General features: G+C 57.9%; 11 protein-coding genes and 1 pseudogene. 5 read left to right on the top strand and 7 right to left on the bottom strand.

Annotated features, from left to right (window positions below):
* Positions 1-283: 283 nt before the first annotated feature.
* Positions 284-1495: a pyridoxal phosphate-dependent aminotransferase gene (locus ACYZT1_RS17745; protein WP_462019275.1), complete on the bottom strand. Its 1212-nt coding sequence runs from the start codon at positions 1493-1495 to the stop codon at positions 284-286.
* A 227-nt stretch (positions 1496-1722) separates the two neighbouring features.
* Here ACYZT1_RS17745 and msrB point away from each other — a divergent pair, with 227 nt between their 5' ends.
* The 3 genes from msrB (at position 1723) to ACYZT1_RS17730 (ending at position 3184) form a co-directional block, all read left to right on the top strand.
* Positions 1723-2115: a peptide-methionine (R)-S-oxide reductase MsrB gene (gene msrB, locus ACYZT1_RS17740; RefSeq protein WP_462015974.1), complete on the top strand. Its 393-nt coding sequence runs from the start codon at positions 1723-1725 to the stop codon at positions 2113-2115.
* Positions 2116-2240: 125 nt separating this feature from the next.
* Positions 2241-2726: a glutathione peroxidase gene (locus ACYZT1_RS17735; RefSeq protein WP_462015973.1), complete on the top strand. Its 486-nt coding sequence runs from the start codon at positions 2241-2243 to the stop codon at positions 2724-2726.
* The gene (locus tag ACYZT1_RS17730) at positions 2723-3184 is read left to right on the top strand and encodes a MarR family winged helix-turn-helix transcriptional regulator (protein ID WP_462015972.1); all 462 of its coding nucleotides are present in this window, start codon (positions 2723-2725) and stop codon (positions 3182-3184) included. Before ACYZT1_RS17735 ends, ACYZT1_RS17730 begins: the two co-directional genes overlap by 4 nt.
* Here ACYZT1_RS17730 and ACYZT1_RS17725 read toward each other — a convergent pair.
* Positions 3168-5489: a hybrid sensor histidine kinase/response regulator gene (locus tag ACYZT1_RS17725; protein ID WP_462015971.1), complete on the bottom strand. Its 2322-nt coding sequence runs from the start codon at positions 5487-5489 to the stop codon at positions 3168-3170. The genes ACYZT1_RS17730 and ACYZT1_RS17725 overlap by 17 nt on opposite strands.
* Positions 5490-5656: 167 nt before the next feature.
* Here ACYZT1_RS17725 and ACYZT1_RS17720 point away from each other — a divergent pair, with 167 nt between their 5' ends.
* Both ACYZT1_RS17720 and ACYZT1_RS17715 read left to right on the top strand, forming a co-directional pair.
* The gene (locus tag ACYZT1_RS17720; protein ID WP_462015970.1) at positions 5657-6547 is read left to right on the top strand and encodes an ATP-binding protein; all 891 of its coding nucleotides are present in this window, start codon (positions 5657-5659) and stop codon (positions 6545-6547) included.
* Positions 6544-7026: a GAF domain-containing protein gene (locus ACYZT1_RS17715; protein ID WP_462015969.1), complete on the top strand. Its 483-nt coding sequence runs from the start codon at positions 6544-6546 to the stop codon at positions 7024-7026. The genes ACYZT1_RS17720 and ACYZT1_RS17715 overlap by 4 nt, the downstream gene beginning before the upstream one ends.
* On the opposite strand, the gene ACYZT1_RS17710 is transcribed toward ACYZT1_RS17715, so the two are convergent.
* From ACYZT1_RS17710 to ACYZT1_RS17690, 5 genes and pseudogenes are all read right to left on the bottom strand, one after another.
* Positions 7027-9975, bottom strand: coding sequence for an HD domain-containing phosphohydrolase (locus ACYZT1_RS17710; protein ID WP_462015968.1), 2949 nt, complete (start codon positions 9973-9975; stop codon positions 7027-7029).
* A gap of 49 nt (positions 9976-10024) precedes the next feature.
* Positions 10025-13669, bottom strand: a complete 3645-nt coding sequence (locus tag ACYZT1_RS17705; RefSeq protein WP_462015967.1) for a transporter substrate-binding domain-containing protein — start codon at positions 13667-13669, stop codon at positions 10025-10027.
* Positions 13670-13677: 8 nt separating this feature from the next.
* Positions 13678-14304 (bottom strand): response regulator, encoded by a 627-nt coding sequence (locus ACYZT1_RS17700; RefSeq protein ID WP_462015966.1) that lies wholly within the window; start codon positions 14302-14304, stop codon positions 13678-13680.
* A gap of 646 nt (positions 14305-14950) precedes the next feature.
* Entirely contained in the window at positions 14951-16279 is a 1329-nt protein-coding gene (locus ACYZT1_RS17695) for a deoxyguanosinetriphosphate triphosphohydrolase (protein WP_462015965.1), read from the bottom strand.
* 68 nt (positions 16280-16347) lie between these two features.
* Positions 16348-16869, bottom strand: a pseudogene (locus tag ACYZT1_RS17690) (EAL domain-containing protein).
* Positions 16870-16966 lie beyond the last annotated feature (97 nt).

The raw sequence follows: 16966 nt of genomic DNA, 5'->3' as shown, positions 1-16966 counted from the left end.
TACTGCGGGGTATATAAGGTGCTGCACCGGGCTATTCAACCGGGTGACTATTTCAAACTGTGTCCTACAGCAAACGTACCGCGCTTTGAAGGGCTTTTCTGACGTCTGTGAAGGATATGTTTGTCTGGCGATTTCTGGCGCAGCCCCCGTAGCTGTTACATCCCAGCGCAGAAATGGTCATGGACATGTCGCCGGAGTCGTGAATTCGGGCAGGCCGCGAAGATATGTTGCTGAATTAATCCTGACGCGATTTTTTTGAAGAATCGCACCAGGATCGAACAGCTTACTGGCGGTAGGACTTCAGGAAGTTGCCGATCCGGCCGATGGCCATCTCCAGATCGTCGACGCGCGGCAGCGTCACCACGCGGAAGTGGTCCGGCCATGGCCAGTTGAACGCAGTGCCTTGCACGACCAGCAGCTTCTCGGACAAGAGCAGGTCAAGCACGAACTTCTCGTCGTTGTGGATCGGGCAGACCTTGGGGTCGATCCGCGGGAATGCGTACAGCGCGCCCATTGGCTTGACGCAGCTTACGCCGGGAATATCGTTGAGCAGTTCCCACGTACGGTTGCGTTGTTCCAGCAGTCGACCTTGGGGCAGTACCAGATCACTGATGCTCTGATAACCCCCCAGGGCGGTCTGGATTGCATGCTGACTCGGCACGTTCGCGCACAGGCGCATATTGGCCAGCATGTCGATGCCTTCGATGTAGCTGTGTGCGTGGTGCTTCGGACCGGAGATGGCGATCCAGCCGGAACGGAAACCGGCCACGCGGTATGATTTGGACAGGCCGTTGAATGTCAGGCACAACAGGTCTGGCGCGAGCGAAGCGGTGCAGATGTGCACAGCGTCGTCGTACAGGATCTTGTCGTAGATCTCGTCGGAAAAAACCACGAGATTGTGTTGGCGCGCCAGCTCCAGCATGCCCAGCAAGACTTCTTTGGAGTACACCGCGCCGGTCGGGTTGTTCGGGTTGATGATGACCAGCGCCTTGGTGTTCGGAGTGATCTTGGCCTTGATGTCGGCCAGGTCCGGCCACCAGTTGGCCTGCTCATCGCACAGGTAATGCACCGGGTTGCCGCCGGACAGGCTGACGGCGGCGGTCCACAGCGGATAGTCGGGCGCGGGCACCAGCACTTCGTCGCCGTTGTTGAGCAGAGCCTGCATCGACATCACGATCAGCTCGGACACACCGTTGCCCAGGTAGATGTCTTCAATACCGACACCTTCCACCTGTTTTTGCTGGTAATACTGCATCACCGCTTTGCGCGCACTAAAGAGGCCTTTGGAATCGCTGTAGCCCTGGGCAGTCGGCAGGTTGCGGATCACGTCCTGAAGAATTTCATCCGGCGCTTCGAAACCAAAGGGCGCCGGGTTGCCGATATTCAGCTTGAGGATGCGATGACCTTCCTCTTCCAGGCGTTTGGCGTGCTTGAGCACTGGGCCGCGAATGTCGTAGCAGACGTTGGCGAGCTTGTTCGATTTGCTGACCTGCATGGCGATGTGTTCCTGAAAATGAACGATCCAGGCGGCGTATGAGCTACCGTACTGGGAATCCTGCGTATTCATACCGACCTGACGCCTTGAGCGTGCAGAACCTGTAAATCCGTTTGAATGCGCGTGGTCTGGCTGCCAGACTGGCGTTTGACGAGGCGCAATCATACGTGCCGACCGATCCGTGGAAAAGGTACAGATCGGGCTTTTTCAGCTGCAGAGGTGTGACGATGGAAAAGTTGGAAAAAACCCTGGAAGAATGGCGGGACATGCTCGATCCGGAGCAGTACAACGTTTGTCGCCTGAAAGGCACGGAGCGGCCGTTTTCCGGCAAATACAACGACACCAGAACCGACGGCGTGTATCACTGCATTTGCTGTAATGAGCCGCTGTTCGATTCGAAGACCAAATTCGATTCCGGCTGCGGCTGGCCGAGCTTCTACGCGCCAATCGGCGACAGCGCCATGGTCGAGATTCGCGATGTCAGCCACGGCATGGTCCGCACCGAAGTGGTCTGCGCCAAGTGTGAGGCGCACTTGGGCCATGTGTTCCCGGATGGTCCCCCACCGACCGGTCTGCGCTACTGCATCAACTCGGTTTGCCTGGACCTGGTGCCCCGCTGATAACGCGCGGTCTGCACGAGCGAAGCTTCGCTCCTGCAGGCTAATCGACGCACATCAAATTGAATTGCACGCAATTCAATTGCTCGCTATGTTTGTCTCATCGTCCTCCCCATAGAGCGCACATCATGAGCGACAACCTGCTGAGCATTCCCTGCACCACCATCACCGGCGAGCAAAAGACCTTGGCAGATTTCGCCGGCAAGGCGGTGCTGGTCGTCAATACGGCGAGCAAGTGCGGTTTCACGCCTCAATACAAAGGCCTTGAGCAACTCTGGCAGACTTACAAGGATCAGGGGCTGGTGGTGCTCGGTTTTCCCTGCAACCAGTTCGGCCAGCAGGAGCCGGGTAACGAAGGGGCGATTTCGGAATTCTGCGAGTTGAACTTCGGTGTCAGTTTTCCACTGTTCAAAAAGATCGAGGTGAATGGTGCAGGCGCGCATCCGCTGTTCGTGCAGCTGAAAAAGCGCGCGCCGGGCGTGTTGGGCTCCCAGGGCATCAAATGGAATTTCACCAAGTTCCTGATCGGCCAGGACGGCCAACTGGTCAAGCGCTTCGCCCCGGCGACCAAACCGCAGGATCTGAGCCGCGAGATTGAAGCCTTGCTCAAATGAACGGCCTGCCTCCCGACGCTCTCAAACTCGACAGTCAGCTGTGTTTCAAGCTGTACGCGGCCTCGCGGGCGGTCATTCGCGCCTACAAGCCGATGCTCGATCAACTGGGCCTGACTTACCCGCAGTACCTGGCGATGCTGGTGTTATGGGAATGGCAGGAAGCAGCCCCGGAGCAGCCGACGGTCAAGGCGTTGGGCGAACGTCTGGCGCTGGATTCCGGGACGTTGACGCCGCTGCTCAAGCGCCTCGAACAATTGCTTCTGGTGCAGCGTCAGCGCTCAACTCGCGATGAGCGCGAGATGCACCTCAGCCTGACACCCGCCGGCAAAGCCTTGCGCGAGCAGGTCGGGCCGCTGAAGGCGCGTCTGTTGTGTGACAGCGGGGTGGATCTGGATCGGCTGACTGACTTGCGCGGCGGACTTGATCAGCTGTTGAGGCAAATCAAGGCATTGTCGTAGCCGGCATCCACAAGTCCAGCACAGCGGCCAGTTCTTCCCGGCGGAAAGGCTTGGCCAGATAGTCGCTCATGCCGGCTGCGCGGCAGCGTTCGCGTTCTTCGGACATGGCGTTGGCGGTTAGCGCGACGATCGGCAATTGTGGCCAGCGCCCGCTGTGACGGATTTGCCGGCTGGCCTCGTAACCGTCCATCACCGGCATGTTGCAATCCATCAGCACCAGATCGAACTCGCTGCTTTCAAGCTGATCCAGCGCCTCGCCGCCATGCGCAGCGACGATCACTTCGCATCCGAGTTTTCCCAGCATGCCTTTGGCCACCAGTTGATTGACCGGATTGTCCTCCACCAGCAGCACGCGACCACGGCGCTGAGGTGACAGGGCCTTGAGCCGGGCGTCATTGAAGGTGTTGATCTCCGGTTGCAGGATTCGCCGCAACGTCTGACACAACGCATTGCGCGCCAATGGCCGGGCCTGTTGTTGCAGTGGCGCCAATGCACTGGCTTCTTCGCTCGGCAGGAAGCTGCCATAAGCGGTCACCAGCAGAATGGGCGCTCTACAGGTCGGGCGCAGACCAAACAGGCATTCGGGGCAGTCGGTAATGATCACATCGGGATTCAGGCCGATCATCGAATCATCGATGGTGCGCTGCACATAATCGACTCCCCAGCCGGGCAACAGGCTATTGAGGAGTTCCGCCAGGCCGCTGCTGGCCGTTGTGATTGCCACGACTTTGCCGTGCAACGTTGCCGGCGGCAGTGCGCGGGTATGGCAAGGCAGCGGCAAGTCGGCGCAGAACTGGCTGCCGAAACCGGCTTCAGAACTGATAGTCAGCCGCCCGTGCATCGCTTCACACAGATTGTAGGTCAACGCCAGACCCAACCCGGTACCGCCGAACTGTCGGGTAATGCCTGCTCCCGCCTGGGTGAATGGCTGGAAAATCTTCACCTGCGCGTCCTGCGCAATACCGATGCCGGTGTCGCACACCTCGATTCTGACGCCCCCTTCGAACGCCGACAAACGCACATCGACTCGTCCGAAACGGGTGAATTTCAGTGCATTCGACAACAGGTTGCTGACTATTTGCCTCACACGCGTCGGGTCGCCCAGCACCAGCGCCGGGAATGCCGGTTCGATCAGGCAGGTCAATTCGACGCTGGGCGCGGCATTTTGTGAGAGGAGGTTGGCGGTGTCCTCGATCAGCGCGCCGAGGTCGAACGGGATGTGTTCAAGTTCAAGCTGACCGGCATCGAATTTGGACAGATCGAGAATATCGTTGAGCAATTCGACCAGCACTTTGCCTGAGTCATGAGCGATCGACAGTTGTTGCTGTTGCTCGGCATTCAACGGGCTGTCGAGTGACAGGGCGATCATCCCCAGCAAGCCGTTCAAGGGCGTGCGGATTTCGTGGCTCATGTTGGCGAGGAAAGCCGAACGCGCCTCGGCCATGTCCAGCGCAGTGCTGCGCGCGACTTCCAGCTCCTGATTGGATTGGCTGAGCCGTGCATTGATCGCCTTGAGCTCGGCCGTCCGCGCGGAAACAATATTTTCCAGTTGCCCGAGGTAATCGGTCAGGCGGTTTTCAGCGCTTCGCCGTTGCTGGATTTCAGTCGCGATGTTTTCGAATTGTTGATTGGCCACTTTGACCAGCACGCCAATCTCGTCGTTTTCGTGGCCTGCCGGGTATTCCAGCAAGGTCGGCTCGGCGCTGCGCGGGTCGCGACTGCTGAGTTCGCGGATGACCCGCACCAGCGGTTTGGTCAGCATCACGTAAAACAATGCCAGCAGAATGCCGGTCAGCAGCAGGCTGCGGGCGAAGCCATTGAGCAAGGTAACTTCTGCTCGGCGCAGGAAACGGCTGCCGAAGGAATAAGTATCGACGTCGAGGCGCAGCGAGCCGAGGGATTCGTTCGGAAATTGGTCGAGGTATAGACGGTCTTCGAACTGGCGGCTGGCGCCGAACAGGAAGTCGCTGATGACGCGATAACCGCTCTGCAAGCCCGGGCGTTTGACGCTGGCCAGTACGGTGCCGTTATTGTCGGTCAGGTGTGCGCCGCTGATCGCCGGGGAGCGCAACAGGCCCAGCGTCAGTTCCTGCGCGAGTTCGGCATCGATGTTGTAGGCAATGCGCGATGCGGGGTTATGGCTGATTTCCAGCAAAGACAGGATTTCACGGTTGATGGAAGCGTCTTCGCTGGCATAATCGATGCCTATTTGCACCAGACTGAGCAGCGTGCCCAGAATGAAACCGACCAGCACGGTGAGCCGGGCCTGTTTATAGGACAGTCGGTTGGTGAACTTGATATCCATTGGGTGTTGAACCACTTCCGTTTCCCTTCGCTGCTCAATCATAGTCGATCATGCATGGAGACCGCCGTTCTTGCCCGGTCCATATTCAAGGACCGCAGCGTGGCGCCGGCAATTGTGTTTGCTCGCCGTACCGCCATCATTACTGTGAACGTGCCCGAGGAGAAGACGTGGATTCCCGATTGAATGCTTTTCTTGAACGCGCCGATGCCGTTCTGGCCCGTATCGAACCCTTGTTGCCGGCGCCACGGCAAGCGATCGACTGGTCGCAATGCCTGGCCGCGCGCTGGCAGCGCGAAGGGCGCAGCGGCTCTCTGCTACCGCTGGAAGTCAGCCTCGACACGCGCTTGTCTGACCTGATCGGCGTAGACCGCCAAGTTGAACAACTGGGACGCAATACCCGGCAGTTCCTCGATGGCATGCCGGCCAACCATGCCTTGTTGTGGGGCTCGCGTGGCACCGGCAAATCCTCGCTGGTGCGTGCGTTGCTGACCGAACATGCCGGGGCCGGCCTGCGCTTGATCGAGATCGAACGCGATCATCTTGCCGACTTGCCTCGGGTGGTCGAGCAGATCGCCAAAATGCCACAACGTTTCGTGCTGTTTTGCGATGACCTGTCGTTTGAATCGGGCGAGGGCGATTACCGCGTGCTCAAAAGCGTGCTCGACGGTTCGCTCGAACAGGCCCCGGACAACGTTTTGCTTTACGCCACTTCCAACCGCCGCCATCTGGTGCCGGAGAAGGAAAGCGACAACGAAAACTGGAAACGCGTCGACGGCGAACTGCACCCCAGCGAGGCAGTGGAAGACAAAATCGCACTGTCCGACCGTTTTGGTCTGTGGCTGTCGTTTTACCCGTTTACCCAGGAGCACTTTCTCGACGTCGTCGAGCACTGGATCGGACAACTGGCCGACAAGGCCGGCCTGCCGTGGGAGCGCAACGAGGAACTCGACATTCTCGCCGTGCGCTGGGCCACCGGTCGGGGCAATCGCAACGGGCGTTGCGCTTATCAATTCGCTCGCTATTGGGTCGGGCTCAAGCTGTTGGAGCACAAGGCATGATCGATTTACAACAAAGCGGCCAAGGCCTCGAAGGCTATCGGATGCTGCACGCGCAGCTGCAATCGTTGCTGGCGGACGAGCGCGATTTCATCGCCAACGCGGCGCAGTTCTCGGCGTTTCTGTTCAACCAGCTCGATGATCTGAACTGGGCCGGGTTCTATCTGAACCGCAAGGAAGAGTTGGTGCTGGGGCCATTTCAGGGGCAGATCGCCTGCGTGCGCATCCCGTTCGGTCGTGGCGTTTGCGGCGCGGCGGCTGCGACGTTGCAGACGCAGCGTGTCGAAGACGTGCACGCGTTTCCCGGCCACATCGCCTGCGACAGCGCTTCGAACAGCGAGCTGGTCGTGCCCCTGGTCAAGGACGGCAAGTTGATCGGCGTGCTCGACCTCGACAGCCCAAGGCTCGCACGGTTTAGCGCAGAAGATCAGGCCGGCATCGAACAACTGGCCGCTATTTTTCTGAATCTGACGGATTGCTGATCAAGCACGCAACCCCGCCTTGACCAGCAGGCCTGGCGGGTCCACGGCGTCGATCTGGTCCGCATCGAGGAATTGTTCGGCGTACTGCCGATAGATCTCTGCGGTGATGAACAACTCGAACAGTTGCGGATCGATGTGGGCGTCACGGCACATGGTGGCCATGATGCTCAGCGCTTCACTCAACGATTTGGCTCTTTTGTACGGTCGATCGGCGGCCGTCAACGCTTCGAAAATATCGGCGATCGCCATCATTCGGGCCGGCAGACTCATTTCATCGCGCTTCAGCCTTTTTGGATAACCGGTGCCGTCCATTTTTTCATGGTGGCCGCCGGCGATCTCCGCCACTGTGCCGAGGTGGCTGGGGAAAGGCAGGTGGCTGAGCATCAAAATCGTCTGCACCATGTGATGATTGATGATGTAACGCTCCTCTCGCGTCAACGTGCCGCGAGCGATGCTCAGGTTGTAGAGTTCGCCCCGGTTGTACTTATAGAGCGGCACCTCAAGCTTGAAGCCCCAAGGGTTGTCGGGCGGAATCAGTTCATTCGGCGCGCGCTCGAACAGGTGCTCGGGCTTGTCTGCCAGCAGCGGCTCGCTGACGGGGAGGGTGGGTGCCGGCGTGCGAGCCTGACGCCGATTCTCTTCCCAGGACACGCCCAGACGGTCATCCAGCGTTCGCGTCCAGGTCCTTTGTGCAACGCTGCGCAGCCGTTGCAAGTCGGCCTCGGCCATGGCTTCGCTACCCAGATTGCAGCGCGCGACAAAAGCGAAATCATCGTCCAGCGCGGCCAGGGTGGCATTTCGCAATTCGCTCAAATAATGTTCGTCACCCCCCAGCGCCATGGCCTGCCAGTAACTGATCCAGGCATCGCGCTTGAGTACTTCGAAACGGGTCCGAACCTCGTGGAGACGGTCGCTCAGGGTTTCCAGTTTCGTGGCTTTATCGACCACATATTCCGGGGTGGTCACCTTGCCGCAGTCGTGCAGCCAGGCGGCGATATGCAGAGCCTCCCATTCATCTTCCGTGGGCTGATAACCGAGGAAGGCCGGCGCCTGACTCGCGGCCGCGGCCTGGGCGATCATCAATGTCAGCGCCGGTACCCGTTGGCAATGGCCACCGGTGTACGGGCTTTTTGCATCGATGGCGCCGGCGAGCAATTGAATGAAAGCGTCCAGCAATTGTTTCTGTCTGGCTTGCAGGCGCTGACTTTCGATGCACACCGCCGCCGCACCGGAAACAGCCTGGAGAAAAGCAATACGGTCCGGCTGAAGTTTCTCCAGGTCGCTTTGCCTGCCGCTGTCGGCCAGCAGGAGGATCAACAGGCCGACCGTTTCATTGCGGCTATTGTGCAGCCGGATACCGATCAGATGCACACGCGGACATTCCATCGCTTGCAACACGTTTTGCAAATCCCCCGCCTGTTCGAAGCCCAGGTTCGTCACCACATTGTTGGCCTGCGCAAGCTGCTGCAGCCATGCCGGGCTTTGCGGGTCCGCCAGTTGATAGCCTTGAATGCCGAATGCAGGCACCTTTTGTGATGTGTTGCCGATCACCAGGCCGAGCGGCTCTATGCGATCGCCATCGTTTTCGCGCAGGTAGATCAGGCCTGCCTGAGCCTGCCCGATTTTCATCGTTTCAAAGAGCACTCTTTCCAGCAAAGGCGCAAAACGCGTTTCGGCGCTCAGGCTTTCGGTGATCTCAAAAAAACTGGCCAGGGTGTCTTTCATGCGCGTCATTGACACGCTCAACTGGTCGACTTCAAGCACAGGCGAGCGCCTGGATGCGGGAAGATTGAATTTGAAACTGCGAATGGCATCCGCCTCCTGCACCAGCGTGCGCAAGGGTTTGACCAGTATGCGCGAGATCAACCAACCCAATGGCAGGCACAACAACAAGGTCGCCAATGTGATCAAAGCGCCTTGCCAGCGCAGGCGATAGGCGTCGGCCAACAATTCGTCCTCGGGCACCAGCAGAGCCAGTTGCAAACCGCGCGGCCCGCCTTCCGGCAAGCTGCTGCGGGCGACGATCCATTGCCGGCCTCCAGCGTGCAGCCGATTGCCGGCCGGGGGGTTGTTCAGTAGCGCCGCAAGACCGGGACTCAAATCAGCAGCCTTGACCATGCGCGCAGTCTGCTCGTCGGTGATCAGTTTGCGCGTGTCCGGATAAGCGACCGCATTGCCATTGGCGTCGAACAACACCACTTCAGTGGCGGGGGTGACAACATGTTTCGCCAGCTTCGCCGAGAGTTCATCCAGGGTCAGGTCTGCGCCGATAACCGCGTGCTCACCGGCGCGTCGGGCCAGCGTGGTGCCGGCGTTGCGAGTGGAGAAAAATACGTAAGGTTCGGTGGTTATTTGTTCACTTTCACCGCGGGCGGCGGTGAACCAGGTGCGGGTGCGCGGATCGAAGTCGTCCTCGGCGTTATCTTTACAGCTGATCAGGTTCAGGTGCTCATCGAAAAACAGCGATTGGGAGTGCGCGCGAGCATCAGAGCCGGAGCGCTCAAGACTCCACACCTGATAGCTGGCGTTGCGCGGTGCCTGGAGAAGCGTTTTCAGGGCCAGGTCGCGCAAGGGCCGAACCATGAGGAAATCGCCGTTGTCGTAGCCCAGGTAAAGAGAGGCGAGGTGCGGATTATCCTCCAGTGCCTGGCTGAAAGACTGAAGCAGTGCCAGTCGATGGTGCAGATCGGCCGCCTGGGCGGCCGGGTGATGCACCAACAGGCTCAGCACATGACGGATGGGCTCGTAAGTGGACTCGAGGTCCTGTCGCACATCCTGTTCGATGCGGTCGAAGAGCTTTTCGCTGCTCGCCAGAATGATCTGCGTGGTTTGCCGGTAGTTGAAAATGCCTAGCACCACACCCGTCAGCAACAGCAGGCAAGTGAACATCACGCTGATATGGACGTGCAGCGGCAACCGTCGCGGATGCGGGCGCAGTGGGCTGGGCATTACGGGTCACTCCATGATGGTTAACACACTGCTCAGCGACCAAGCATAGTTAAGGCTCCGTCATCGTGCTTTGGTCATTCAAGGCGATTTTTTGCTGCAACGCCTGGCCTAGTTCGTCCATCGCTCTTTGAATGGCTTCGCTGCACCTGATCACTTCTTCCGGTTGAACAGTTTCATGGCAAATCTGTTCCAGCGCTTCGCAACTCTCTATCAACCGCGTGGCCTGGATGATTCTGGCCGCGCCCTTGATTTTATGGGCCAGATCAAGATGAGACTGCAGGTCGGCGCCGCCTGCCAATGCCTGCAATGCCTGTCGGTCCTGTTGATTACTGCTTTGCATTTCTTTCAACAGGCGCCTGTCCATGGCCGGGTTGCCACCCGTCAACAAGTGCAGCCCGGCAAGGCTGAACGCTGGAGCGTGGGCTGACGGACCCAGGCCTGCCAGGCGTTCACTCAAGGCCGTCAGTGTCAGCGGTTTGAACAGGCAGTCATCCATGCCGGCGAGTGTGCAACGCTGTATTTCTTCCGGCAGGGCGTTGGCGGTGTACCCCAGAATGGTGCAGGGTGGCCGTTGGTTCGTTTGCTCATGCCGGCGAATGGCACGGGCCAGTTCGTAACCGTTCATGATGGGCATGTTGCAGTCGACTATCACCAGATCGAACGAACCGGTCTGCCACAAATCATGTCCGGCGCTGCCATCCTCGGCGACCGTGGAACGATGACCGAGAAACTCCAGTTGCTGGCACATCAACGAGCGGTTGGCGGGATGGTCGTCGACCACCAGAATATTCAAAGCAGTGGTGGCGGGCGAGATGACAGTGTCCGCAGGTGGCCGTGACGGCTCGGCCGTCAGGCAGACAAGGCTCAAGGAAACCTCGACCAGCGTGCCGAGGCCAGGCCGGCTCTCCAATTGCAGACTGCCACCCATCATTTCGCACAGGCTGCGGCTAATGACCAGACCCAGGCCTGCGCCACCTCTGCCGGTCTGGCTGTTGTCGCCGGCCTGGCCAAACGGTTGGAACAGCCGCTGTTGATCCTTCACGCTGATACCCATGCCGCTGTCGAGAACGTGCAGCAGCAGGTCCACATGGCCGGGTCGTGCGCTCGCGGTCAGTTTGACGATGACCTTGATATGGCCTTGTTCGGTGAATTTGATGGCGTTGCTGATCAGATTGGACAACACCTGCTTGAAGCGCATCGGGTCGATCAATACGTCGACCGCCGGGTTGTCGCGATTGAATTCGAGCTGCAGGTGCAGATTTTTCTGGCGCGCGAGACCCTCGAAAATCCGCACCACCGATCCGATGATTTCACCAGGGTTGACTCGCTCCGGACTCAGGCTCAAACGTCCGGATTCTATGCGGGCGATATCGAGAATGTCGCCGATCAGTTCGAGCATATCTTTGGCTGAGCGATAGGCCACGTCGATGGCCGGGCGGTCCGGATGGTTGTGTCCGATACGCTTGAGCGTCAATTCGAGCATGCCGATGACCGCGTTCATCGGTGTGCGGATTTCGTGGCTCATGGTCGCCAAAAATGTACTTTTGGCCCGATTCGCTTCATCCGCTCGTTCTTTCGCCGAGCGCAGTTCATCGAATAATTGTCGTCGTTCACTGATGTCGATCCAGCCGCCGATGATACCTCGTACCTCGCCACTCGAATCACGGTACGGAAGGATCCAGTGGTAAATCGTCAGCCGACGGCCACCGATGTGCAGGGGGCGATCGAGGATCAACGGCGTGCCTTCGTTGACCACATGCTCGTAATCGGCCTGATACTCCTGCGCTTCGAAAGCATTGCTCAGACTGCCTTGCATTACGCTCTTGCCGATGATGTCCTCGCGCTTCGCACTAAAGGCTTCGAGGTAACTGTCATTGCAGCTTTGCAACAGCCCTTGACGATCGCGGACATAGATCGGGTGGGGCGTGCCGTTGAGCAGCGATTCCATGAATTCCAGTTGATCGTTGAGCGCACGTTCGGCTGCCTGCCGCTGCTTGATCTGGCGACGCATGTACGCATTCCACGCCATTGAAAGCAGCAGCAGCAGACTTGCGCCAATCACGATTTGATAAAAAAGTCGCTGATAGTTGCGCCACGTACTTTGCGACGAGGCCGAATAACCACGCCAGCGGCTGTTGATAATGCCCAGCTCTTCGGGTGCGATGCTCAGGAGCGCCTTGTCGATAATCGCCTTCAATTCCTTGGCTTCACGCCCGGTAGCCATGGAAAAAGCCGCCTGCCGGGTACCAAGGGTCGTGCTGATCTGAAGTGTTCGTTCAAACAGCCGCGATGAAATGAAATAGTTGGCGATCACCAGCGAGTTCACCGAACCTTCAGCCTTGCCCTCGGCGAGCAGTTCCACGGCGCTGAATGTGTCCGGGGTTTCAATCAGCTGGATTCGGGGGTGTTCGCGGCGCAGGAAATCGATCAGCGGATTGCCCTGCGCCACGGTCAGGCGTTTGTCCTGAAGCTGTTCGAGGGTGGTCGGGCTGTCCGCGGATTTGCGGGTGAGCAAAACGAAAGAATTTTGCAAATAGGGGCGGGTGAAATTCAGCGCTTGCTCGCGCTGAGTACTGGGGATCAGAGCAGCGATCAGGTCGGCTTGCTGGTTATTGACCTGTTCGATCATCTCGCCAGTGCTGCGGCTGCGCCGGATATCGAAGCGCAAGCCCGTGCGCAGCCTGATCAGTTCCAGCAGGTCTGCGGTAACGCCGCGAAAGTTGCCGTCACTGTCAAAAAAGGTCAGCGGTGCATAGGCCTCATTGACGACCACACGCACCACGGGATGTTGTGCCAGCCAGCGTTCCTCGGCGTCCGTGAGTTGCAGCTTTTGATCAGTGAGAAGTATGTCGCTGCCGGCACTCCAGCGCCTGGCGATGTCTTCACGCTGGTTGGTGGGTATCGCCAACAGCATCGCGTTGATGATCCCGAGTAGATGAGGATTGTTCTGATGCACGGCAAAACTGAAACCATGGGCTTCGTGTTTACCGAAGTTGGCCATGCGGATGTTGTTGAGGTAACCCTTGTTGATCATGTAATGGGTCGAAATGGTATCGCCAAGAAACACGTCGGCCTGGTCGAATGCGACAGCATTGATCGCATTCTGAAAAGAGGGATAGGAGGTAATGGTCGCTTGTGGGTAAAGATCGCGGACCTCCTGCAACGGCAGGTAGTGATACACCATACTCAGGCGAAGACCGGCAAGTCCATTGGCCAGTGAACGGGTTTCGCCCTGACGCGTGACCAGAACCGGTTGGTCCACGGCATAGGGTTGGGACAGTACAATGTCGGGATGATGAGCCTCGAAACCGTTGGCGGTGCCGAGCAGGTCGACTTCACCTTTTTCGAGTGCGTTGATTGCCGCGCCTCGGGACGCGTAGCGCCGGACCTGAATCGGCAAGCCAATCGTCGTGCCCAGAATGGCTGCGTAATCAGCGGTAAAACCTTCGTAGTCCTGACCGCTGATGGTCAAATCGAACGGCGGATAATCCGGTGCCGAGGTGCCCAGAATCAATTCCCGCTTGCCCTCGATCCATTGTCGTTGTGCGGCGTCCAGCTGTATGTCCACGGAATTTGTCATCGAGCGGCCGAGCAAGGCATAGGGTTCGCTGTCGAGCGGTGCAGCGCACAGTGAGGTGCTCAGGCTCAAACCTGCGAGGATGACCGTGCAATAGTCCTTTATACGAGCGAGCATGCTGTTTCTCACACTAATGCATTTCGTTTCGCCATCTCGATCAGTTCAACCAGAGACTGCGCCTTGAGCTTTTGCATGAGTCGCTTTTTATAAGTGCTGACTGTTTTATTGCTGAGGAACATTCCTTTCGCAATTTCCTTGTTGGTGCGACCTTGGGCAAAAAGTTGCAATACCATTAATTCCCGGTCGTTGACGGATTTGAAGAGCTCCAGCTCAGCATAACGTGCGTCATCTTTTCTTATGGGGTTCAATGCCTGACTGGGGAAGTAGTTGTAACCTGACAATACGGCTTTTATGGCGCTGACCAGTTCACTCAGATCCTCCTGCTTGCACACATAACCCGATGCGCCGGATTGCATGCACCGAATACCGAATAGTGTCGGGCACTGCGCGGTAAGCACCAGAATTTTCAGCGGCGTACCCATGGCGTTAAACCGCGCGAGAACTTCGAGCCCGTCCAGCTTTGGAATGCTGATGTCGAGAATTACCAGATCCGGCATGCATTCACGCACCATCTGCATGGCATCCACGCCATTATCAGTTTCACCAACGACTTTGTATCCTTCGTGCTCAAGCAACATTCGGACGGCAAGCCGGATGACCGGGTGGTCGTCGACAATAAAGACGGAGTTCATAATCAATCCCATAGGGTTTGGATAAAGCGCGCACCTTAGCTCAGATGCCTGAAGCGACGCATTGACTCACCCGTCGGAAGCGGCAATCTAGGAAGAGTCCTACAAAGGAAGAAGAAACAGATGACGAAACAACTAGGTTTTTACATGAGGAACTCCATGGTAGTTGGTGTTGGCCAAGGTCAATTTCGAATAGCTGTTGAAAGTATTTCAGGTTCAGTCAGATAACGAGTTTTTATATTTTGTAAGATGATGGTGAATGGTCCGTGGAATACGGATTGTTTCAACGGGGTTGGCTACAGTCTGGCGCCAACAGTTTGTTGCACAGGATGCCGTTTATGAATGTTTCAAATACTGCACTTATCTGAATGCTGAGCAGTACGGTGTGTATGAGCTTTTCCATTTGGCCGGACTTTTTAATATGGGTAGGAGTATTTCAAAATGTCAGAGTGTGCCTTCAACATGATTATCACGGTCTGCTCACATTCAAACTTTCGAATAGTGCGAGGATGTCTGCTTAGTGAGTGTTTTCACCTTGTCGATCAGAAACTGCATCAGCGCGTGTAAGGCAATTCCGCGAAGGCTGCGAGTATTTGCACTGCAGGGCTGATCAGCCATTAAATAAACCGCAAGGCTGATCAGCCGAATCTCAGTAACTCGAACGGCCAGTCATTTCCAGCGCCATTTCGCTGGCATAGCTGTCGGTCATGCCCGCGATGAAATCAATCATGCGCAGAAACGAAGTGTGCAAGGGGCCGTCGGGTCGCGGTGCATTGTTTCCCAGAAGATCGAGAATGCGCCGACTCTTGAAGGATGGCGTGCGTCCATTGTGCTGTTCAAGTGCGGCGCCGCAGAAGGCATTGAGAAGGATTTCCAGCGTGGTGTAGGCGCCGATCTCGTGCAGGGTCTTGCGCTTGTCCTGAAAGATCTTTTTGCGGGCCATGTCTTTGGCATTCAACACGCAGCGTTTGGCCGGGCCATGCATGTGCTCAACGAGATCGCCATGCAGCGTACCCGCCAGCAATGCTTCCTGTTGCTCGACAAACGCGCGCGCGGCCGCATTAGTCAGGTGCTCGATGGCCTTGCCGCGCAGAATTGCCAGCTTGCGTCGACGCGAATCCAGTGGGCCGAGCTGGCGATAGGTTTCCGGCAGATCATCGCCGACCAGATCGAGCAGCAGAGACTCGACTTCGGCGTATTCCAGCAATTCCATTTCCAGGCCGTCTTCGAGGTCGATCAGCGCGTAGCAAATGTCATCGGCTGCCTCCATCAGGTAGACCAGCGGATGGCGCGCCCAGCGTTGCTCCTCAAGTTGAGGCAAACCGAGTTTGTGGGCGATTTGCTCCAGCAAGGGCAGCTCGCTCTGGTAACAGCCGAATTTGTGCTTTTTGTAACCCAACGAGTCGGCGTGCCTGGCGGTCCATGGGTATTTCAAATAGGTACCCAGAGTGGCGTAGGTCAGACGAGTGCCGCCGTCGAACTGATGGTATTCGAGCTGCGTGAGAACGCGGAAGCCTTGGGCATTGCCCTCGAAGTTGAGGAAGTCCTCGCGTTCGACTTCGCTCATCGCATCCAGCCAGCCACGGCCGGCGGCCTGCTTGAACCAGTGGCGTATGGCGTCTTCGCCGGAATGTCCGAATGGCGGGTTGCCGATGTCATGAGCCAGGCAAGCCGATTGCACCACCATGCCCAGGTCGCTCGGTTCGCACCAGTCGGGCAGGGCATTGCGGATGGTTTCACCGACACGCATCCCCAGCGATCGGCCCACGCAGCTGACTTCCAGCGAGTGGGTCAGGCGCGTGTGGATGTGGTCGTTGCTGGTGACCGGATGCACTTGGGTCTTGCGGCCGAGGCGACGAAACGCCCCGGAGAAAATAATGCGGTCATGGTCTTTATGGAAAGGACTGCGGCCGAGTTCCTGTGGGCTGTGCAGAGGCTTTCCGAGGCGTTCGCGGGTGAGCAGGGTTTGCCAATCCAAGGCTGATTCTCTCCGTCAGTGGGCTGATCGCCTAGCTTCCCGTGTCGCGCCGGTGCCTGCAAGCGGAACTACAAGCCGGCGGCGTCAATATCGATGAGTAGCAGGCGCTCGCCATTGGCAAAAAATTGTCCGGCGGTAAGGCAGTATTGGTTACTGGTTGCATCGCGACAGGTGTTGGAAAGCGTCAGCCGGCGCTCATCCCAGCCCTCGTCCAGCAGGTGATAAAAGTACATCGCTGCTCGGACCGCCCAATGCGGCCGCCTGGAATCAACGTCATGCCGGCTCACTTGTCTGAGGCTTGGCAGCGCCTGATCTTCGCGTAAGTGACTGATCCATCGCGGTGACATGTTCAAACTGAGGAGCCAGTCCGACGGCGCTTCGTGCAAACGGCTTGGTGCGTTGTCGCGGATCTGGCGATCAAGGCGGCGCAGAGCGATGGCGGGTGTTCACGAATCGTCAAACAACGGACCTGCCAAGGTCAGTTGACCGTCGGCATCACGCAGTCGACCCAGTGCTTCGACGCCGGCAATGCGGCCGGTGGCGGTATCGATGAACGGCTGAAAGCAAGCGAGCGGTAGCCCGTCGATCACGAGGCCTCCTTGGCAAGGTCTTGTTGTTCGAAGGAACCTGAAGGCGAGTAGGCGCACAGGTCTGAACCTCTCGATAAAGAAGTTCAGACCCTGTTAG

The organism is Pseudomonas sp. PB3P13 (assembly GCF_054897735.1).
The sequence above is the reverse complement of the archived record's forward strand: the minus strand, read 5'-3'. Positions and strand labels throughout refer to the sequence as shown.